Source organism: Pseudonocardia sp. KRD291 (genome assembly GCF_019263595.1).
Taxonomy (GTDB): domain Bacteria; phylum Actinomycetota; class Actinomycetes; order Mycobacteriales; family Pseudonocardiaceae; genus Pseudonocardia.
In genome coordinates, this window is the sequence record NZ_JADQDD010000007.1 from 1 (window position 1) to 19930 (window position 19930).

Sequence of the window (19930 nt, forward strand, 5' to 3'; positions counted from 1 at the left end):
TCGCCGAGCACGACCCCCGGTCGGTACCCCGCGAGGAGCTGCTCGGCGCGCTCTACGACGCGGGCCTGGCCTGGGTGAACTTCCCGGAGGGCCGGGGTGGGCTGGGGCTCTCGCGCGGGCTGCAGTCCGTCGTGGACGGGATCGTCACCGACGCCGGTGGGCCGCGCGGCTTCGCGCTGAACCCGATCGGCTACGGCATGGGCGCACCGACCGTCGTCGAGTACGCGCAGAGCGAGCAGCAGGCCCGCGACTGGCTGCGGCCGCTCGCGACCTGCGAGGACATCTGGTGCCAGCTGTTCAGCGAACCGGGCGCGGGCTCCGACGTCGCGGGACTCGCGACCACCGCCGTGCGCGACGGCGACGAGTGGGTGCTCAACGGGCAGAAGGTCTGGACGACGCTGGCGCACGTCTCGCGCTGGGGCATGATCGTCGCCCGGACCGACCCGGATCAGCCCAAGCACCGTGGGCTGACCTACTTCGTGCTCGACATGGCACAGCCCGGCGTCGACGTGCGCCCGCTGCGGCAGATGACCGGGCAGGCCGAGTTCAACGAGGTCTACCTCAACGACGCCCGCATCCCGGACGCGAACCGGCTCGGCGAGGTCGGGGCCGGCTGGAAGGTCGCGATCACCACGCTGATGAACGAGCGCACCGCGATCGGCGGTGCCGCCGGCAAGCGCGGGACCGGCCCGATCGCCGAGGCGCTCGGCCTGTGGTCGACGATGCCGGAGCGGCGCACCCCGGTGCTGCGCGACCGCCTGGCCGCGCTGTGGACCAAGACCGAGGCGCACCGTCTGACCCTGGCCCGCGCCCGCCGCACCGCCACCATGGGACAGCCCGGGCCGGAGGGCTCGGTGTCCAAGCTGGTCGCGGCCGAGCTGAACCAGGACGTCTACGAGTTCTGCATGGACCTGCTCGGCCCGGAGGCGCTGCTCTACGACGACTACACCATGCGGCGGGCCGACCGGATAGGGCACGACCCGGGCGCCACGCTGCAGCAGCGGTTCCTGCGCTCGCGCGCGAACACCATCGAGGGCGGCACGTCCGAGGTGATGCGCAACATCCTGGGCGAACGCGTGCTGGGACTGCCCGGCGACATGCGCGCCGACTCCGACCGACCCTGGCGCGAGGTGCCCCGTGGCTGAGAACGAGTTCGACTTCTCCCCCGAGCAGGAGGAGCTGCGCGCCGGCCTGCGCCGGTTCTGCGAGCGGCAGAGCGACGAGGCGACCGTGCGTCGCCTGATGGAGTCCGACGCCGGTTACGACCGCGTGCTGTGGGGCCGGCTCGGTTCCGAGCTGGGGGCGCTCGCGCTGGCCGTGCCGGAGGACCTCGGCGGTGCCGGGGCCGGGCTGGTGGACCAGGCGATCGCGGCCGAGGAGCTGGGTGCGGCGTTGTTCTGCGGCCCGCTGCTGGGCACGGTCGGGTTGGCGATCCCGGCGCTGGTCGCGTCGCCGGCGGGCCCGGTGCGCGACGAGCTGCTGCCCGCGCTGGCCGAGGGGACCCGCACCGCCGCGTTCGTCGGGGCGCTGTTCGCGCCCTACGACCCGTCCGCGACGACGGTCGCCGCCGGCGGCTCCGGACAGCACAGCGGGGCAGGGGAGCGGACGACGCTCTCGGGCACGGTCGAGCAGGTCCCGGACGCCGGGGCGGCCGACGTCCTGCTGGTCGCCGCGTCGGGCCCGGACGGCCCGGTGCTGGTCGTGGTGGAGGCCGCCGACGCGCGGATCACCGTCCGCGGGTCGCTGGACCTGACCCGCCGCCACGCCCGCGTGAACCTCGACGGGGCGCAGGGTCGGGTGGTCGCCACCGGCGCCGACGCCGACCGCGCGATCCGGCACGCCCACGCCGTGGCCGGGGCGCTACTGGCCGCCGAGCAGGTCGGGGTGGCCCAGCACCTGCTCGACCGCACCGTCGCCTACGCGAAGGAGCGGCTGCAGTTCGGCCGGCCGATCGGCTCGTTCCAGGCGGTCAAGCACCGCTGCGCGGACATGCTGGTCGCCCTCGAGCACGCCCGGTCCACGGCCTACCACGCGGCGTGGGCGGTGTCCGACCCGTCGCTCGACGACCCGGAGCTCGCCGTCGCGATCGCGCAGTCGACCTGCTCGGACGCCTGCTACCGGATCGCCGCCGACGCGATCCAGATGCACGGCGGCATCGGGTTCACCTGGGAGCACCCGGCGCACCTCTACTACAAGCGCGCCGTCGCCGACGCCGCGTTGCTGGGGAGCGCCGAGGCCTACCGCGAGGTCGTCTCGGTGCGGGTGCTCGACGCCCTCGGCGGCCTCCGCGCGCCCGTGGTGGCGACCGGCTGAGGGCGGGCGCTCAGGCCGGGGCCGTCAGCGGGACCACCTCGCCGGTGCAACGGCCGTCCGGGTGCAGCAGCCACCCCATCCGCTTGCGGGTGCGCAGGATGACCGAGGCATCGACGATCTGGGCGTCCGGGAGCAGCGCCTCGAGCTGGTGCTGCATCCGGACCAGGTCTGCCATCGAGCCGGCCCACGCCGTGACCAGCAGGTTCGCCGGCCCGGTCAGGGACAGGCACAGCCGTACCCGGGCGTCCTGGCGCAACCGGAGCACCGCCGCCTCGACCGAGGCGGTGGGCATGCGCATCCACCAGGTGACGCAGACCGGCCAGCGGGTGAGCAGCTGCGCCACCTCGCAACGGAACACCAGCGCCCCGGAGCGGAGCAGCGCGGCGAGCTGACGGCGCACGGTCGAGGACGGGCGCCCGATCCGTCGGGCGATCTCGGTCGCGCCGACCCGACCGTCGCGGCTCAGCTCGCGGGTCAGCGGGGCGAAGGTGGCGGAGAACGGGTCCGGGCGCGGTCCGGCAGGCACCCGGTCGGCGGCGTGCAACGCGCGCACGGCGTCGATCTGGGCCGCGTCGAGCGCGTCCAGACGCCAGCGGCTACCTTCCAGATGGATGCCCGCGCTCAGGTGCGCTCTCGTGGAGACGACGCCGGGGACCTGCCCGATCCGGTCCAGCAGCAGCGCGGACATCTGCGCGAAGCTGCCCGCGTTCACCGTCAGGACCAGGTCGCGGCCGCGGTCGGCGTGCTCGGAGGTCATCACGGCCGGTTCCGCGTCCAGCCGGGCCGCGACCTCGTCCAGCCTGCCCGGGGCGCAGTCCACCTCCACCAGCGCGATCTGGACCGGGGCGGCGGAGCCGGTGACCGCCGGGTAGCTCGTCACCCAGGCCAGGCCGTGCGAGCGCAACCGCAGCCACCGCCGGGCCAGGGCAGCCGGCCGGCAGCCCAGCACCGGGCCCAGCGACGCCCAGCCGGCGCGCGGGTGCAGCTGCAGCGCGTGTACGAGCGCGAGATCGTCCTCGGTCAGCCCGTACTGCACGATTCTGCTCCTTCACTGCGACGAGACGAGCGGAACCGACGATCCTAGCGTCGTGGCGGCGGGCGTGCGGACACTCTCCGCAGCCCCGTGACAGAGCTGTCGCGGACCGGCCGAGACCGAGGAGCTGCGGCGTGGACCTGCTCGACGATGCCCGATCACTGCACCCGGACCTGGTGGCGCTTCGCCGCGATCTGCACCGCGACCCCGAGGTCGGCCTGATGTTGCCGCGCACCCAGGAACGCGTCCTCGACGCCCTGGCCGGGCTGCCCCTGGAGATCTCCACCGGTGCCGCGACGACCTCGGTGACCGCGGTCCTGCGGGGGACCGGTGCCGGTGCCGGGCCCGCGGCGCCGTCGGTGCTGCTGCGCGGCGACATGGACGGGCTGCCGGTCGCCGAGGCCTCCGGCGAGGACTTCGCGGCCCGGACCGGCACGATGCACGCCTGCGGGCACGACCTGCACACCAGCGCGCTCCTCGGGGCGGCCCGCCTGCTCGCCGGGCACCGCGACCACCTCGCAGGCGACGTCGTGTTCATGTTCCAGCCCGGCGAGGAGGGCTGGGACGGCGCCGGGCGGATGCTCGACGAAGGTGTGCTGGACGCGGCCGGGCGAACGCCGGACCACGCCTACGGCCTGCACGTGTTCGCGAACCGGACCCCCGGTGGGCAGGTCATCACCCGTCCCGGCGTGTTCCTGTCCGCCTCGCACGCCCTCGACGTGACGGTGCTCGGCGCCGGCGGGCACGGCTCGAACCCGCACACCGCCCGCGACCCGATCACCGCCGCCGCCGAGATGATCACCTCGTTGCAGACGATGGTCACCCGCCGGTTCGACATGTTCGACCCGGTCGTGCTCACGGTGGGCGTGCTCTCGGCCGGCACCCGTCGCAACGTCATCCCGGACACCGCGCGGTTCGAGGCGACGGTACGCAGCTTCTCGGACGAGAACGCGGTCCGGCTGCCGGAGGTGATCGCGGAGGTGCTGCGCGGCGTGGCCGCGTCGCACGGCGTCGGGGTCGAGATCGGGTTCCGCGACGAGTACCCGCGCACCGTCAACGACGGCGACGAGGTCGACTTCGCCCGCGACGTCACGACCGGGCTGTTCGGTGAGGAGCGCTTCGCCCTGGCGCCGAACCCGGTCAGCGGCTCCGAGGACTTCTCCAAGGTCCTGCTGCAGGTGCCCGGCGCGTTCCTCGGAATGGGGGCGTGCCCGGCCGGACGGGACCCGCAGCAGGCTCCGATGAACCACTCCCCGCTGGCCCGCTTCGACGACGCCGTGCTCGGCGACGCCGCAGCGCTCTACGCCGGCCTGGCCGCCGCCCGCCTGGCGCCGGCCGGCGGTGCCCGATGAGCGCCGCCGTCCCCGACCAGCGGCGCGAGCGCCGTCGCACGATCGTCGGGGTGGGAGCCGGCAACGCCATGGAGTGGTTCGACTGGAACATCTACGCGACGTTCTCGGCGTTCTTCGCCTCGCAGTTCTTCGCCGGGGACGACCCGGGCGCCGCGCTGCTCAAGACGCTCGCGGTGTTCGCGGTGGGCTTCCTGGCCCGCCCGTTCGGAGGGTTCCTGTTCGGCTGGGTCGCCGACCGGCGCGGCCGCAAGGCGTCGATGGCCGCCTGTGTGGCGACGGCCGCGGGGGGCAGCCTGGTGATCGCGTTCGTCCCGACCTACGCCACGATCGGGATCGCGGCACCCGCGGTGCTGCTGATCGCGCGGCTCGCCCAGGGTCTCGCGCACGGCGGTGAGCTCCCGGCCGCACAGACGTACCTGGCCGAGATGGCCCCGCCCCGCAGGCGCGGGCTGTGGTCGAGCCTGATCTACGTCTCCGGCTCGGCCGGGGTGCTCGCCGGGTCCGTTCTCGGCGCCGTGCTGGCCGGTGTGCTGGCCCCGGCCCAGATGGCCGCCTTCGGATGGCGGATCCCGTTCCTGATCGGCGGTGTGTTCGGGCTCTACGCGCTGGTGATGCGGCTGCGCATGCGCGAGTCCGAGACGTTCGAGCGGGAGGAGGCGACGCGCGCCGCCGACGCCGCGCCGGCGGAGCCGATCTGGCGGCGGATGGCGGCGCAGCCGGTGGCCATGGTCCGGGTCGTGTTGCTGACATGCGGGCTGACCGTCGTCTACTACGTGTGGGCGGTCTCGGCGCCCGCCTTCGCGATCGCCTCCCGCGGCATCGACCCGTCGCAGGCCCTCTGGGCGGGGTCGGCCGCGACGGTCGTGTTCGTGCTGGCGTTGCCGGCGTGGGGTGCGCTCTCGGACCGGTTCGGACGCCGACCGGTGCTGTTGGGCCCGCTGGCCGTGCTGGTGGTCCTGCTCTACCCCCTGGACGCGATGATCGGCGACAGCGCCTGGTCGCTGTTCCTGGCCATGTCGATCGCACTGGTCCTGATCGCGGCCGGGTCGGCGATCGGGCCCGCGCTCTACGCGGAGCTCTTCCCGACCGGGATCCGTGCGGCGGGAGTGGGCGTGCCGTACTCGGTCGCGGTCGCGTTGTTCGGCGGCACCGCGCCCTACCTGCAGAGCCTGTTCACCGAGCAGGGCGATCCCGGGCTGTTCACCGGCTACGCGATCGCGTTGCTGCTGGTGTCCGGGGTGACCGTGTGGTTGCTGCCGGAGACGAAGGGATGCGACCTGAACACCGTCGGGGAGAAGTCCGTCCCGACGCGCGGATGATCATGACGGGCCGCCGCGCCGACGGGTGTCACTCCGGAGCGTGAACGGGTGGGTCACGAGAGTGGCGCGGGAGTGTCCGATCCGACCGGTCCGGCCCCAGTTGTTCATCATCATCCGTACCGCGGGTTCATCGGTGGGAGGTCCGGTGTTCGGTTCGGCGGGATTGAGTCACCCGTCGGCCCCCCGCAACACCCGAAAGAGGGACGCATGACCTCGCTGCACGAGCACTCGTCCGGCACCACCGCGGACGACACCACCACCCCTGGCACCACCCCCGCCAACGGCGCATCCCGCACCGCGACGCGCCGTACCGTCCTGCGCGCCTCGGCCGTCACCGGTCTGGGCATCGCCTTCGCCGGCAGCATCGACGCGATCGCCGGGACCACCGCGTCGGCCGCCCCCACCCGCGCCGCGTCCGGCTACGGGCCGGTGGTCGCCGACCCGCGCAAGGTCCTGGCGCTGCCGAAGGGCTTCTCCTACAAGATCGTCGCCGAGGCGGGCGTCACGACGCTGACCGACGGCGGGGAGCCCACCCCGAGCGACACCGACGGCACCGGCTGCTTCCGCGACGGTCGCAACGTCACGCTGGTCAACAACCACGAGCTCGACGGCAGCGAGGCCCACCGGGTGCCCACCCGGCCCGGGCTGACCTACGACCCGGGCGCCGCGGGCGGCACCACCAACATCAGCGTGGGCCCGGACGGGGAGCGCCTCGCCGAGTACGTCAGCGTGGCCGGCACCGCGGTCAACTGCGCCGGCGGGATCACCCCGTGGGACACGTGGCTGACCTGCGAGGAGACCGAGTCCAAGGCCGGCGGCCCGCTGACGAAGGACCACGGCTTCGTCTTCGAGGTCAGCCCGGTCGGCTCGGAGAACCCCGGCAACAGCCCCGTCCCGCTGACGTTCCTCGGGCGCTTCGCCCACGAGGCCGTCGCGGTGGACCCGCGGACGAAGGACATCTACCTCACCGAGGACGCCTCGGACCCGAACGGGCTCCTCTACCGCTGGACCCCGCCGAAGGGCTTCAAGGGACGCAAGTGGGAGCTCAAGAAGCTCGCCGAGACCGTCGGTGACGCCGCGGGCGGCCTGCAGGCGATGCGCTGCACGCGGGGCAGCCAGCACGTCCGGGACCTGTCCGAGGCCACCCAGCCGGGGACCCGGTACTCGGTCGAGTGGGTCGACGTCCCGGACCGGCTCGCCGCCGACACCTCCACCCGCAAGCAGCTGCCGGCCGACCGGGTCACCCGCAGCCGCAAGTTCGAGGGCGCGTGGTGGGGCGACGGCGGCGCGTACATCGTCGCCAGCTACGCCCGCGTCGACGACGGCAGCGCCAACGCCCACGACGGCCAGATCTGGTTCTACGAGCCCGGCCGCAAGCAGATCACCCTGAAGACGATCTTCACGGTGAACGAGAGCCCGGACGAGGACGGCACCAACTTCGACGGCCCGGACAACATCACCGTCTCGCCCTACGGCGGGGTCGTGGTCGCCGAGGACGGCGAGGGTGTCCAGCACCTGATCGGGGTCAGCGACGAGGGGACCTCCTACGCGCTGGCCCGCAACGACCTCAACGGCAGCGAGTTCGCCGGGCCGACGTTCAGCCCGAACGGCAGGTTCCTGTTCGCCGGGATCCAGTCGCCCGGCCACGTGCTGGCGATCACCGGCCCCTGGCGCCGCGGTCCGCGCTGACACCGCCCGTGCGCGGATGTCGCCGCCCCGGCAGCGATGTCCGCGCACGACCGGGCCGGGCGCCCTACCGTGGCGGGCATGGATACCGCGGGTGGTGACGAGGGCGGCGACCCGGCCTGCTGGATGAGCCGGGTCTGCCCGGAGTGCGGCCTGTTCGCCGTCGAGGACCCGCCGACGGTGTGCGAGCGGTGTGGCGAGGCGATCCCGGCGCCGCCGTGACATCGTGGCGGGGTGCGCTCGCTGCTGCTGTCCCGCCGTGACCTGGACTTCCTGCTCTACGAGTGGCTCGACGTCGAGTCGCTGACCGGGCGGGAGCGCTACGCCGAGCACGGCCGCGACACGTTCGACGCGGCGTTGGACCTGGCCACCGACGTCGCCACCGAGCACTTCGCCACCCACCGCAAGATCTCCGACTCGGCCGAGCCGACGTTCGACGGCGGGTCGGTGACGATCCCGGACGAGGTGAAGGCCGCGCTCGACGTGTTCGCCGGGACCGGGATCGTCGGCGCCGGGATGGACGCCGATGTCGGCGGCATGCAGATGCCCGCCGTCGTCGCACAGGCGTGCTTCGCCTGGTTCCACGCCGCCAACGTCGGCACCGCGGCCTACCCGTTCCTGACGATCGCCGCGGCGAACCTGCTGCGCGCGCACGGGACGCCCGAGCAGATCGAGACCTGGGTGACGCCCATGGTCGAGGGCCGCTACTTCGGGACGATGTGCCTGTCCGAGCCGCAGGCCGGGTCGTCGCTGGCCGACGTCACCACCCGCGCCGAGCCGCGTGACGACGGCACGTACCGCCTGACCGGCAACAAGATGTGGATCTCCGGCGGCGAGCACGACCTGAGCGAGAACATCGTGCACCTGGTGCTGGCCAAGATCCCCGGCGGCCCGCCGGGGGTGAAGGGGATCTCGCTGTTCGTCGTCCCGCGCATCCTGCAGAACGGAGAGCGCAACGACGTCGCGCTGGCCGGGCTCAACCACAAGATGGGCTACCGCGGCACCGTGAACACGCTGCTCAACTTCGGCGAGGGGCGCTCGAGGCCCGGCGGCGAGCCGGGCGCGGTCGGGTACCTGGTCGGTGAGGCGCACCGCGGGCTGACCTACATGTTCCACATGATGAACGAGGCCCGCGTCGGGGTCGGGGCGGGCGCGACGGCGCTGGGCTACGCCGGGTACCTGCACGCCCTGGACTACGCCCGCAGCCGCCCACAGGGTCGCCCGGCCGGGGCGAAGGACCCGGCCGCGCCGCAGGTGCCGATCATCGCCCACGCCGATGTCCGTCGGATGCTGCTGGCCGCGAAGTCCTACGTGGAGGGCGCGCTCGCGCTGAACCTGTACTGCGGAAGGCTGCTCGACGAGGAGTCCACCGGCGCGACCGCCGACGACCGGGCGCGGGCGACGCTGCTGCTCGAGGTGCTCACCCCGATCGCGAAGAGCTGGCCGTCGCAGTGGTGCCTGGCCGCGAACGACCTGGCCATCCAGATCCACGGCGGCTACGGCTACACCCGCGAGTACGACGTCGAGCAGCTCTACCGGGACAACCGGCTCAACGCGATCCACGAGGGCACACACGGCATCCAGGGCATGGACCTGCTGGGCCGCAAGGTCGTCATGTCCGGCGGCGCGGGGCTGGAGCTGCTCACCTCGACCATCGGTGAGACCGTCGAGAAGGCGCGCGCCGCCGGCGGGGAGGCCGCCGAGCCGGCCGAGGACCTCGACGCCGCGGTGAGGCGGGTCGGCGAGGTGACCGCGGCGCTGGGGGCGGCCGGGGACCCGGCCGTCACGCTGGCGAACTCCTCGGTCTACCTGGAGGCCGTCGGGCACGTCGTCGTCGCGTGGATGTGGGTGGAGCAGGTCCTGGCCGCCGCCGGTCGCGAGGGCGACTTCTACGACGGCAAGCGCTCCGCCGCCCGCTACTTCCTGCGCTACGAGCTCCCGAAGGTGTACCCGCAGCTGGACCTGCTCGCCTCCCTCGACCGCACCACCCTCGACATGCGCGACGAGTGGTTCTGACCCGGCCCTGATCACTCCTGGCCGATCCGCACCTCCCGCTGCGATCCGCACCCCCTACAGCGGGTGCGGATCGCCGTACGGGGTGCGGATCGGTGCGGTCAGGCCGGGAGCGTCGCCAGCGGCTGCAGGTGGACGGCGGCCTCGCGGGCCTCGGCGGTCAGCGAGTGCCGCTCAGCCACCGGCCGGTGCCCGGGCGCGTTGGCGACGACCGTGTAGCTGCCCGGCCGCGGCGCGTCGAGGCGGTAGCGGCCGTGGGCGTCGGTGACGGCGCGGGCGACCTGACGGCCGTTCGTGGCGTCGATCAGCGTCAGCACGGTGCCAGGGGCGGCGTCGTCCACCCCGTGCACCTGTCCGACCAGCGCCGGGCCGGGCCCCGGGACGCGCCCGCCGTGTCCGGGGAGAGCCGGTTCGTGCTCCGGATCCCCGCCCGGGGCCTGCGAGAAGTCGTCGCCCCCGGCGGGCGTGGTGACGGCGGCCGCCTCCTCCGCGTCGCTGCGGATGCGGTGCGGGCGGCCGAACGGGACGATCGCCCCGCACACCACGGCCGCGACCAGGAAGACCGCGGAGGCCACCAGGAACGCGACCGCGTAGCCGTGCAGCGTGCCGTCCAGCGGCGACGACCCGGTCGAGACGACGAACGCCGCACCCGCCGTGCCGGCCACACTGGACAGTAGCGCCGTGCCGACCGAGCCGCCCACCTGCTGCATCGTGTTGACCGTGGCCGAGGCGACACCGGCGTCGCGCGGCTGCACGCCGAGGGTCGCGGTGTTGATCGAGGTGGACATGGCGGTACCCATGCCCAGGCCCATCAGGATCATCGGCCCGACGATCGAACCCGCGTAGCTGGACCCCGAGTCCAGGAAGGAGAGCCAGAACATCGCGCCCGACCCGAGCAGCAGACCGGTGAAGATCAGCGGCTTGGGACCGATCCGGGGCAGCACGGTCGAGGGGATCGTCGTGGAGGTGGTCACGATGCTCGCGACCATCGGCAGGAACGCGAGACCGGAGAGCAGCGGGGAGAAGCCGAGGTTCTGCTGCAGCACGAACGTCAGGAACAGCGACACCGAGAACATGCCCAGCGTCAGCGTCAGGATCGTCAGGAACGACCCGCCGCGGTAGCGGTCGAGCAGGACCCGCAGCGGCAGCAGCGGCGAGGCGACGCGGCGTTGCACGATCACGAACGCGACCAGCAGCACCAGCCCGGCGGCGAGGAACACGTACACCGACGGCGACGACCAGCCGTCGCTCTCCGCGCTGCCCAGCCCGTAGACCAGGCAGAACAGCCCGGCGCTGGCCAGGACCGTGCCGACGACGTCGAGCCGGGGCCGGTTCTCGGGCGCCGGTACGGCCGGCATGAACAGCAACGCCCCGATGATCGCGGCCACGGCGAACACCGCGTTGACGTAGAGGCACCAGCGCCAGTCCACGAACTGGGTGAGCGCGCCACCGAGCAGCAGCCCGAGCGCGGCTCCGGAGCCGGCCACGGCACTGAACACGCCGAACGCGGTGGCCCGGTCCTTCCCGCTCGGGAACGTCGTGGTGAGCAGCGACAGCGCGGCCGGCGCGAGCAGCGCACCGAACACGCCCTGCAGCACCCGTGCCGCGACCAGCACCTCGAAGCTGGGGCTCAGGCCGCCGAGGATCGAGGCGACGGCGAAGCCGACCAGGCCGACCACGAAGGCGCCGCGGCGTCCGAACACGTCCGAGAGACGCCCGCCGAGCAGCAGCAGGCTGCCGAACGACAGCGCGTAGGCGGTGACGATCCACTGCCGCTGCGGGTCGGTGAAACCCAGGTCGAGCTGCGCCGAGGGCAGCGCGATGTTCACGATGGTGTTGTCCAGGATCACCATGAGCTGGGCGATCCCGATCACGGCGAGAATCCACCAGCGGCGGACCGATGAGGGCATGGGAAGAGGAGGTCCTTCACGATCGGACGTGCTCGGGAAGGACGACGGCGATGTCGCCCGGGTGGGGACGACCGTATGACCTCGACCGCGGTTCAGGTCCAGTACATTTCGGTCCCGACGTTCACAACGGCGCACGCACCCGCGGGAATTCCCCCGGGTGCGCACGATTCTCCGGAGTCGGATCCGCAGCCGGACCCCGCAGGATCCGGTGCCCGTTCAGGCCACGATCACGTACAACCCGTAGACGACGATCGCGGCGACGGCGAGCAGGCAGACCCCGGACACCGCCGTTCCGAGCGCCGGGTTCATCGGCGGCGGTGCGCCGTCGTCCGGCCCGCCCACCGCGTTCGCCCTCGCCCGGGCCGAGAGCCCGACCAGCGCGAACGAGACCAGCGCGACGACCGCCACCGAGACGGCCAGCGAGACCAGGGCGACCGTGCCCAGAGATGCCCAATCGATCTTCATCTCGGATGCTCTCCCTCAGGCCGGTGCGCCGGCCGGCACCGGGGCCGGCGACGGGACGTCGTTGACGTTGTCCGCGGTGACCGGGTTGCGGCGCGAGGCCGCGTAGATCCCGGCCGCCAGGGCGATCGCGACGACCGCCACGACGATCGTGCCGGCGGTGCCCCGGGAGGCGACCCAGGCCGCGACGGCGCCGACCGCGGCCGCGGCGGGCAGTGTGACGATCCAGGCCAGCGCCATCCGGCCCGCCACGCCCCACTGCACGCCCGCGGCCCGCTTCCCGGCCCCGGCGCCGAAGATCGCACCGGTGGCGACCTGCGTCGTCGAGAGCGCGAACCCCAGGTGCGACGAGGCGAGGATGATGGTCGCGGCGCTGGTCTCGGCCGCGAAGCCCTGCGGGGTCTCGATCTCGCTGACCCGCTTGCCGAGGGTCCGGATGATCCGCCAGCCGCCGATGTAGGTCCCCAGCGCGATCGCCAGACCGGCCGAGAAGATCACCCAGAACGGCGGGCCGGAGCCGGTCGGCAGCGCGCCGGCGGTGATCAGGGTCAGGGTGATGACGCCCATCGTCTTCTGCGCGTCGTTCGTGCCGTGCGCGAGCGCGACCATGGACGCGGACAGGATCTGCCCGGCCTTGAAGCCCTTCTTCACGGTGCCGTCGTCGGCCCTGGCCGTGGTGCGGTAGGCCAGGTAGGTCGCCAGCATCGCGATCACACCGGCCAGGATCGGCGAGATCACCGCGGGCAGGACGACCTTGGTGAACACGGCGCCGAACTGGACCGCACCCGTCCCGGCGGCCACGAGGGTGGCACCGATCAGGCCGCCGAACAGGGCGTGCGAGGAGCTGGACGGGAGCCCGAGAAGCCAGGTGAGCAGGTTCCACATGATCGCACCGACGAGACCGGCGAAGATCACGACGGGGCTGATGCGGGTCTCGTCGACGAGTCCACTGGAGATGGTCCTGGCGACCTCGACCGACAGGAACGCGCCGACCAGGTTCAGCGCCCCGGCGACGGTGACCGCCACCTTGGGCGACATCGCCTTCGTCGCGATCGACGTGGCCATCGCATTGGCCGTGTCGTGGAAACCGTTGGTGAAGTCGAACACGAGTGCGGTCACGACGACCGCGACCACGATGAGGGAGAGATCCATGAGGTGCGCTCCAGAGGGCGCCGGCGGTGAGCGGAATCCCGGACGGGACCGACCACGGGAACGCTAGGTCGATACCGTGAACGCGGAGTGGACGCGAGATCGACGGGATGCATGTCCGGGGCGGCATCCGGCACGGGACGAAACGGACCACAAGGCATTCGAGGAATGTTCCGGAATCAGTCGGGCGGCGTTGCCCGGGAACGGGGACCACAAATGATCGACTTTCAGCTCGGCGGACGGGTGGCGGTCGTCACCGGGGGAGCGTCCGGGATCGGGCTGGCGTGCGCGCAGGCACTCGCGCACTCCGGGGCGACGGTGTCGGTGTGGGACCTCGACGCCGGCCGGGTCGAGAGCGTGCGCGCCGCCCTGGGCGAGAGGCACCACGGAGCCGTCGTCGACGTCGCCGACCCGGGCGCGGTCCAGGCCGCGATGCAGGCGGTCTCCGCGGATCTGGGCCGCCTCGACGTGGCCGTGCTCAACGCCGGGGTGGCGGGCGTACCGGCCCCGACCGGTGACTACCCGGACGAGAACTGGCGGCACGTGATGGGGGTGAACCTGGACGGGGTGTTCCACACCATGCGCTCCGCGGTGCAGGCGATGCGCGCGCACCGGTCCGGCGGGTCGATCGTGGCGATCGCCTCGGTGCTGGGGCAGGTCGGGTCGCCGAACAGCGGCGCCTACGTCGCGGCCAAGCACGGCGTCGTCGGGCTCACCCGGGCCGCGGCGTGGGAGCACGCCGCGGACGGGATCCGGGTGAACGCCGTCGGGCCCGGCTACATCGACACCCCGCTGCTGGCCGCGCGGATCGACGACGCGCAGCGTGCCGAGATCGAGCAGCGGCACGCGCCGGGGCGCCTGGGCCGCCCGGAGGAGGTGGCCGCGGTGACGACGTTCCTGGCCAGCGACGCCGCCTCGTTCGTCACGGGCGCCTACTACCCGGTCGACGGCGGCTTCCTCGCCCGGTGACCCACCCCTTCTGAGCGACCGGCGCTCTCGTCGCAACCGGTCCGACGAGAGCGCCGGTCGTTGCGGGTCTCGGCGCCCTCTTGCGACGACAGTGCCGCTCGTTACAGGGTCGGAGTGGAATGGGTCCGCGCGTGTGGTGCGTTGCAGACGGGGTGCGGGGGGAGCGTGGCTGTGGGTGAGGGTCTGACGCGTCGCCGGGTCATCGACTACGGACGACGGCGGTCGAGCGGCTGTCCGGGGTCACCGGCCCGTCGACCCGCCCGTCCCTGAACTCCCGGAGCACCCCATGTCTGTGATCACCCGCGCGGCCCGAGCCTGGTCCCGGCCGCGCACCTTCGCCCTGCTCACCCTGGGCGGGCTCGTCCTCGGCGCCGTCCTCGGGCTGGTCGCGCGCACCACCGGTGCCGAGTGGCTCGCCTCCACACTGGACACGATCGGCACCCTGTTCACCGGGTTGCTGCAGCTCACCGTCATCCCGCTGGTGTTCGCCGCGATCGTCGTCGGCATCGTCAGCCTGCGCAACCTCGGGGGCGGTCGCACGGCCGCGCGGCTGGGCGGGCGGACAGTGGCCTGGTTCGCCGGTACCTCGCTGGTCGCGGTACTGATCGGGCTCGCGATCGGCCTGATCGCCCGTCCCGGTCAGGGCATCACCGCCGCCGCGGACCCGGACTCGCTGGCCACCGTGCAGGGCAAGACCCAGGGCTCCTGGGACTCGGTGCTCTCCGGGCTGATCCCGGAGAACTTCTTCAGCGCCTTCTCCGAGGGCGAGATCCTGCAGGTCGTGTTCCTCGCGCTGCTGATCGGCGTCGCCGCCTACGCGCTCGGGGACCGGGCGGAGCCGTTCGTGGCGTTCACCCGCTCCGCGTTCGAGATCATCCAGAAGATCATCGGCTGGATCGTGAAGCTGGCCCCGATCGGCGTGCTCGGCCTGATCGGCAACGCGTTCGCCAGCTACGGCACCGGGTTCGTCCAGTCGCTGCTGAGCCTGGTCGTCACCGTCTACGTCGGCTGCGCGCTGGTGCTGTTCGTCGTGTACCCGATCCTGCTGCGCTACGTCGCCGGGGTCAGCCCGCGGCGATTCTTCTCCGTCACCTGGCCGACGCTGCAGTTCGCGTTCGTGTCCCGCTCGTCGAGTGCGTCGCTGCCGTTGTCCCGCAAGGCCGCCGTCGACCTCGGGGTGGACCCGGGCTACGCCGGTTTCGCCGTCCCGCTGGGCAGCACCACGAAGATGGACGGCTGCGCCGCGGTCTACCCGGCGCTGGCCACCATCTTCATCGCGCACGTCACCGGCGTGCAGCTCGCACTCTGGCAGTACCTGGTGATCGTCGCGGTGGCCGTGTTCGGCGCGCTCGCGACGGCCGGGACCACCGGTTGGTTCACCATGCTCACGCTGACCCTGGGCGCGATCGGCATGCCGCCGCAGGTGATCGCGGTCGGGATCGCGGTCGTCTACGGCATCGACCCGATCATGGACATGATGCGTACCGCGACGAACGTCGCCGGCCAGATCACCGTCCCGGTCGTCGTGGCGAAGCAGGAGGGCCTGCTCGACGAGCGGGTCGCGCGCGGAGAGGTGGAGCCGGTCGACCTCGACGCGGCCCCGGTCCGGGAGCCGGAGCGCGAGCTCGTCGACCGCTGATGCCGGCCGGCCGGGCGTGCGAGGTTCCCCGCCCGCCCGGCCACCCGCCGTCGGCCGAAGGGCACGTTCAGGAGCGGTGGGCGTCGATGATCCGGTTCTCGACCATGATCTGGCCCATGGACCCGCCGAGCCGGCGGCCCAGCATCGTCCCCAGCTCGCCGAGGGTGCGCACGCGCGGGGTCCATCCGAGCTCCCGCAACGCGTCGGGGGCGTCGGTCCGGCGCTCGGTGTTCCACAGCGCCCGCATGTCGCAGCCCATCGACTCGCCCATCTCCCGGACCTCGGCGCTGTCCAGGAAGCGGTCGGCGATGTCGGTCCCGAGAGCCTCGACCGCTATCCGGCTCCCCGGGGCGGACAGCGCGTCGGCGGCGGCGAACAGGTCCGCCTCGGCCCGGGCCGGCAGGTAGGGCAGCAGGCCCTCGGCCAGCCACACCGTCGGCCGCCCGGGGTCGAAGCCGGCCCCGGTCAGCGCGGCCGGCCAGTCGTCGCGCAGGTCGCACGGGACAGCCCGCCGCGTGCAGGACGGCTGCGCGCCCTCGGCGTCGAGCACCTGCTGCTTGAAGTCGAGCACCTGCTCCTGGTCGATCTCGAACACCGTGGTGCCGGAGGGCCAGTCCAGGCGGTGGGCGCGGACGTCGAGGCCGGCGGCGAGCACGACGACCTGCCCGATCCCGCTCGCCGTCGCGTGCAGGAGCAGGTCGTCGAGCACCCGCGAGCGGATCGCCATGAAGTCGGTCATCGACGACCAGGCCGGGCTGTCGAGCTCCGCCCGGGTGGTCGGCATCGGGTGGTCGGGGTCGGCGGCGCGGACGAACGCGGCCGCGTACCCGTCGCGAACCAGGGCGTCGTCGCGGTCGTTCTCCACCGCGCGGGCCGCCGCGACCGCGAGCGCGGTCAGCCCGACGCTGGTCGTGATGTCCCACGGGCCTGCGACGGAGTTCCCGCCGGTCGGTGTGTGTCCTGTCGTCCCGGCTGTCATCGTGCACCTCCACATCGTGAGCAATGCTCAAGATCAGTGTTGCATCGCGAAATCGATTACGCACGGGGTCGCGCCCGGTGTGACCGGTCACGTGACCCGGGTCCCGGACCGGGACCGCCGGTCCCAGGACCGGTTGTCGCTGCCGCGGGGGAGCGGACGGGATCAGAGTGGGTCCATGACCACGACACGGACGCTCACGCTCGCCGACGACCTCACCGTGACCCGGATGGGGTTCGGCGCCATGCAGCTCGCCGGACCCGGCGTGTTCGGCCCGCCCCGCGACCGCGACGGGGCGGTCGCGGTGCTGCGCACGGCCGTCGAGCTCGGCCTCACCCACATCGACACCAGCGACTTCTACGGCCCGCACGTCGTCAACGAGCTGATCCGCGAGGCGCTGCACCCCTACCCGTCGGACCTGCGGATCGTCACCAAGGTCGGCGCCGTCCGCGGTGAGGACGGCTCGTGGGACCCGGCGCTGTCACCGGAGGACCTGACCGACGCCGTCCACGCGAACCTGGACCGCCTCGGCGTGGACGTCCTCGACGTCGTCAACCTGCGGATCATGGAGGAGGCCGACTCCTCGCTCGCCGAGCCGTTCGGCGCGCTGGCCGAGCTGCAGCGGAAGGGGCTGATCCGCCACCTCGGCGTCAGCACCGTCTCCGACGCCCAGCTCACCGAGGCGCAGGCCATCGCCCCGGTGGTCTGCGTGCAGAACCACTACAACCTCGTCCACCGCGCCGACGACGCCCTGGTCGACCGCTGCGCGCGCGAGGGGATCGCCTACGTCTCCTACTTCCCGCTCGGCGGGTTCACCCCGGTCCAGTCGAGCGTGCTCGACGACGTCGCGGCGCGGGTCGGCGCGTCGCCGCAGCAGGTCGCGCTGGCCTGGCTGCTGCAGCGCTCGCCGACGATGCTGCTGATCCCGGGCACGTCCTCGGTCGCGCACCTGCGGGAGAACGTCGCCGCGGCGGACCTGGAGCTCTCGCCCGAGGTCGTCGCCGAGCTGGACGCGATCGCGGGCTGAACCCGCGTCGGCCCGCGGTCGGGGTCCCGCGGACCGTGATGCGGCTCGCACCCGCCGTGACAGTCAGTCCTGACTGTTTCGGTGATACCGTCGCGGCGAGTCGGCGGCGCTGTCCGAGCGCCGCACCCGTCGCGAAGGAGCGTGGGCCGTGCGAGACGCAGTCATCGTGGAAGCGGTGCGGAGCCCGGTGGGCAAGCGCAAGGGCGGACTGGCCGGGACGCACCCGGTGGACCTGTCCGCGCACGTCCTGAGGTCGCTGGTCGAGCGGTCCGGGATCGACCCGGCCGAGATCGAGGACGTCATCTGGGGCTGCGTGTCCCAGGCCGGCGAGCAGACCTTCGACATCGCCCGCAACGCCGCACTCGCCGCCGGGTTCCCGGAGACGGTGACCGGCGTGAGCGTGGACCGCCAGTGCGGGTCGAGCCAGCAGAGCGTGCACTTCGCCGCCGCCGGCCTGATCGCCGGGCAGTACGACGTCGCCGTCGCCGGTGGCGTCGAGTCGATGACCCGGGTGCCGATGGGCGCCGCGCTGATGGACCAGAACCCGTTCGGTGAGGCGTTCATGGAGCGCTACGGCGCGTTCCCGAACCAGGGCGTCGGTGCGGAGATGATCGCCGAGAAGTGGGGCCACTCGCGCACGCAGCTCGACGAGTTCGCACTCGAGTCGCACGCCAAGGCCGCCGCCGCGCAGGACGACGGCCGCTTCGACGGCCAGATCGCCCCGCTCGCCGGCGTCACCGCCGACGAGGGTGTCCGCCGCGGCGGCACGCTGGAGGGCCTGGCCGGCCTCAAGACCGTGTTCAAGGACGCGGACCAGGGCGGCGTCATCCACGCCGGCAACTCCTCGCAGATCTCCGACGGCTCCGGCGCGCTGCTGATGATGACGAGCGAGAAGGCGAAGGCCCTGGGCCTGACCCCGATCGCGCGCATCCACACCGCGGTGCTCGCCGGCGCCGACCCGGTGATCATGCTGACCGCGCCGATCCCGGCGACGGAGAAGGCGCTGAAGAAGTCCGGGCTCCCGCTCGGCGAGATCGGCGCGTTCGAGGTCAACGAGGCGTTCGCGCCCGTCCCGCTCGCGTGGCTGTCCGACATCGGTGCCGATGCGTCCCTGTTGAACCCGAACGGCGGCGCGATCGCGCTGGGCCACCCGCTCGGCGGCTCCGGTGCGCGGATCATGACCACGCTGGTGCACCACATGCGCGACACCGGCATCCGCTACGGCCTGCAGACGATGTGCGAGGGCGGCGGCCAGGCCAACGCCACCATCCTCGAGCTGCTCTGATCTTCCCCCTACGACCACGGAGGTAACCCGCACACATGGACATCAACGGAGCCGTCGCGCTCGTCACCGGTGGCGCGTCCGGCCTGGGCCTGGCCACCACCGAGAAGCTCGTCGAGGCCGGCGCCAAGGTCGTGATCGTCGACCTGCCGTCCTCGGCCGGTGAGGCCGTCGCCGACAAGCTGGGTGACGCCGTGCGCTTCGCCCCGGCCGACGTCACCGACGAGGCCCAGATCTCCGCCGCGCTCGACGTCGCGGCCGAGCTGGGCACGCTGCGTGTCGCGGTGAACTGCGCCGGCATCGGCAACGCGCACAAGACCGTCGGCAAGAACGGCCCGTTCCCGCTGGACGCGTTCCAGAAGGTCATCGGCGTCAACCTGATCGGCACGTTCAACGTGATCCGGCTCGCCGCGGAGCGGATCTCGCAGTCCGACCCGGTCGAGGGCGAGCGCGGCGTCATCATCAACACCGCGTCGGTGGCCGCGTTCGAGGGCCAGATCGGGCAGGCCGCCTACTCGGCGTCCAAGGGCGGCATCGTCGGCATGACGCTGCCGATCGCACGCGACCTGGCGAGCATCGGCATCCGCGTGGTGACGATCGCGCCGGGCCTGTTCGAGACCCCGCTGCTCGGCGGGCTCCCGGACGACGTCAAGGAGTCGCTGGGCAAGCAGGTGCCGCACCCGTCGCGCCTGGGGCAGCCCTCGGAGTACGGCCAGCTCGCGGCGCACATCGTCGCCAACCCGATGCTCAACGGCGAGACGATCCGTCTCGACGGCGCCATCCGGATGACGCCGAGGTAG

At 72.8% G+C, this 19930-nt stretch carries 17 protein-coding genes; 12 read left to right on the plus strand and 5 right to left on the minus strand.

The window, feature by feature from the left end; translation table 11 throughout:
• Together I4I78_RS02300 and I4I78_RS33655 are read left to right on the plus strand one after the other, a co-directional pair.
• On the plus strand, positions 1 to 1145 hold a 1145-nt coding region (locus tag I4I78_RS02300; RefSeq protein ID WP_218609483.1), incomplete at its 5' end, for an acyl-CoA dehydrogenase family protein.
• Positions 1138 to 2313, plus strand: coding sequence for an acyl-CoA dehydrogenase family protein (locus tag I4I78_RS33655; RefSeq protein ID WP_218609484.1), 1176 nt, complete (start codon positions 1138 to 1140; stop codon positions 2311 to 2313). The genes I4I78_RS02300 and I4I78_RS33655, both read left to right, overlap by 8 nt.
• A 10-nt stretch (positions 2314 to 2323) precedes the next feature.
• Here I4I78_RS33655 and I4I78_RS02310 read toward each other — a convergent pair whose 3' ends face one another.
• Positions 2324 to 3349 carry an Lrp/AsnC family transcriptional regulator gene (locus I4I78_RS02310; protein ID WP_218609485.1) on the minus strand — a complete coding sequence of 342 codons (1026 nt, stop codon included), beginning with the start codon at positions 3347 to 3349 and terminating at the stop codon, positions 2324 to 2326.
• Positions 3350 to 3480: 131 nt separating this feature from the next.
• Here I4I78_RS02310 and I4I78_RS02315 point away from each other — a divergent pair, with 131 nt between their 5' ends.
• From I4I78_RS02315 to I4I78_RS02335, 5 genes are all read left to right on the plus strand, one after another.
• Complete coding sequence (locus tag I4I78_RS02315; RefSeq protein ID WP_218609486.1) at positions 3481 to 4698, plus strand: M20 family metallopeptidase; 1218 nt, start codon at positions 3481 to 3483, stop codon at positions 4696 to 4698.
• A complete protein-coding gene (locus I4I78_RS02320) occupies positions 4695 to 6017 on the plus strand; it encodes an MFS transporter (RefSeq protein ID WP_218609487.1) in 1323 nt (440 codons plus the stop codon). Before I4I78_RS02315 ends, I4I78_RS02320 begins: the two co-directional genes overlap by 4 nt.
• Positions 6018 to 6224: 207 nt before the next feature.
• Positions 6225 to 7706, plus strand: coding sequence for an alkaline phosphatase PhoX (locus tag I4I78_RS02325; protein WP_218609488.1), 1482 nt, complete (start codon positions 6225 to 6227; stop codon positions 7704 to 7706).
• Between the two features lie 78 nt (positions 7707 to 7784).
• Entirely contained in the window at positions 7785 to 7925 is a 141-nt protein-coding gene (locus tag I4I78_RS02330; RefSeq protein ID WP_218609489.1) for a hypothetical protein, read from the plus strand.
• 12 nt (positions 7926 to 7937) lie between these two features.
• On the plus strand, positions 7938 to 9719 hold the full coding sequence (locus tag I4I78_RS02335; RefSeq protein WP_218609490.1) for an acyl-CoA dehydrogenase: 1782 nt from the start codon (positions 7938 to 7940) through the stop codon (positions 9717 to 9719).
• 98 nt (positions 9720 to 9817) lie between these two features.
• Here I4I78_RS02335 and I4I78_RS02340 read toward each other — a convergent pair whose 3' ends face one another.
• The 3 genes from I4I78_RS02340 to I4I78_RS02350 form a co-directional block, all read right to left on the minus strand.
• Positions 9818 to 11626, minus strand: coding sequence for an MFS transporter (locus I4I78_RS02340; RefSeq protein WP_218609491.1), 1809 nt, complete (start codon positions 11624 to 11626; stop codon positions 9818 to 9820).
• Between the two features lie 216 nt (positions 11627 to 11842).
• A complete protein-coding gene (locus tag I4I78_RS02345) occupies positions 11843 to 12091 on the minus strand; it encodes a hypothetical protein (RefSeq protein ID WP_218609492.1) in 249 nt (82 codons plus the stop codon).
• A gap of 15 nt (positions 12092 to 12106) precedes the next feature.
• Complete coding sequence (locus tag I4I78_RS02350) at positions 12107 to 13240, minus strand: inorganic phosphate transporter (RefSeq protein WP_218609493.1); 1134 nt, start codon at positions 13238 to 13240, stop codon at positions 12107 to 12109.
• Between the two features lie 213 nt (positions 13241 to 13453).
• On the opposite strand from I4I78_RS02350, the gene I4I78_RS02355 reads away from it, so the two are divergent.
• Both I4I78_RS02355 and I4I78_RS02360 read left to right on the plus strand, forming a co-directional pair.
• A complete protein-coding gene (locus tag I4I78_RS02355; protein WP_218609494.1) occupies positions 13454 to 14206 on the plus strand; it encodes an SDR family NAD(P)-dependent oxidoreductase in 753 nt (250 codons plus the stop codon).
• 286 nt (positions 14207 to 14492) lie between these two features.
• Entirely contained in the window at positions 14493 to 15845 is a 1353-nt protein-coding gene (locus tag I4I78_RS02360; protein WP_218609495.1) for a dicarboxylate/amino acid:cation symporter, read from the plus strand.
• 67 nt (positions 15846 to 15912) lie between these two features.
• Here I4I78_RS02360 and I4I78_RS02365 read toward each other — a convergent pair whose 3' ends face one another.
• Positions 15913 to 16824, minus strand: coding sequence for an SAM-dependent methyltransferase (locus I4I78_RS02365; RefSeq protein WP_218609496.1), 912 nt, complete (start codon positions 16822 to 16824; stop codon positions 15913 to 15915).
• 175 nt (positions 16825 to 16999) lie between these two features.
• Between I4I78_RS02365 and I4I78_RS02370 the strand changes: the two genes are divergently transcribed.
• The 3 genes from I4I78_RS02370 to I4I78_RS02380 all read left to right on the plus strand — a co-directional run bounded on the left by I4I78_RS02370 (position 17000) and on the right by I4I78_RS02380 (position 19930).
• Entirely contained in the window at positions 17000 to 17848 is an 849-nt protein-coding gene (locus I4I78_RS02370; protein ID WP_218609497.1) for an oxidoreductase, read from the plus strand.
• 148 nt (positions 17849 to 17996) lie between these two features.
• The gene (locus I4I78_RS02375; RefSeq protein ID WP_218609498.1) at positions 17997 to 19133 is read left to right on the plus strand and encodes an acetyl-CoA C-acyltransferase; all 1137 of its coding nucleotides are present in this window, start codon (positions 17997 to 17999) and stop codon (positions 19131 to 19133) included.
• A gap of 35 nt (positions 19134 to 19168) precedes the next feature.
• The gene (locus I4I78_RS02380; protein ID WP_218609499.1) at positions 19169 to 19930 is read left to right on the plus strand and encodes a 3-hydroxyacyl-CoA dehydrogenase; all 762 of its coding nucleotides are present in this window, start codon (positions 19169 to 19171) and stop codon (positions 19928 to 19930) included.

What these genes read in the sequence shown, in the direction of transcription:
- I4I78_RS02320 (WP_218609487.1), top strand. Translation starts at nt 4,695, where the DNA reads ATGAGCGCCGCCGTCCCCGACCAGCGGCGCGAGCGCCGTCGCACGATC.
- I4I78_RS02325 (WP_218609488.1), top strand. Translation starts at nt 6,225, where the DNA reads ATGACCTCGCTGCACGAGCACTCGTCCGGCACCACCGCGGACGACACC.
- I4I78_RS02330 (WP_218609489.1), top strand. Translation starts at nt 7,785, where the DNA reads ATGGATACCGCGGGTGGTGACGAGGGCGGCGACCCGGCCTGCTGGATG.
- I4I78_RS02340 (WP_218609491.1), bottom strand. Translation starts at nt 11,626, where the DNA reads ATGCCCTCATCGGTCCGCCGCTGGTGGATTCTCGCCGTGATCGGGATC.
- I4I78_RS02345 (WP_218609492.1), bottom strand. Translation starts at nt 12,091, where the DNA reads ATGAAGATCGATTGGGCATCTCTGGGCACGGTCGCCCTGGTCTCGCTG.
- I4I78_RS02350 (WP_218609493.1), bottom strand. Translation starts at nt 13,240, where the DNA reads ATGGATCTCTCCCTCATCGTGGTCGCGGTCGTCGTGACCGCACTCGTG.
- I4I78_RS02355 (WP_218609494.1), top strand. Translation starts at nt 13,454, where the DNA reads ATGATCGACTTTCAGCTCGGCGGACGGGTGGCGGTCGTCACCGGGGGA.
- I4I78_RS02360 (WP_218609495.1), top strand. Translation starts at nt 14,493, where the DNA reads ATGTCTGTGATCACCCGCGCGGCCCGAGCCTGGTCCCGGCCGCGCACC.
- I4I78_RS02365 (WP_218609496.1), bottom strand. Translation starts at nt 16,824, where the DNA reads ATGACAGCCGGGACGACAGGACACACACCGACCGGCGGGAACTCCGTC.
- I4I78_RS02370 (WP_218609497.1), top strand. Translation starts at nt 17,000, where the DNA reads ATGACCACGACACGGACGCTCACGCTCGCCGACGACCTCACCGTGACC.
- I4I78_RS02380 (WP_218609499.1), top strand. Translation starts at nt 19,169, where the DNA reads ATGGACATCAACGGAGCCGTCGCGCTCGTCACCGGTGGCGCGTCCGGC.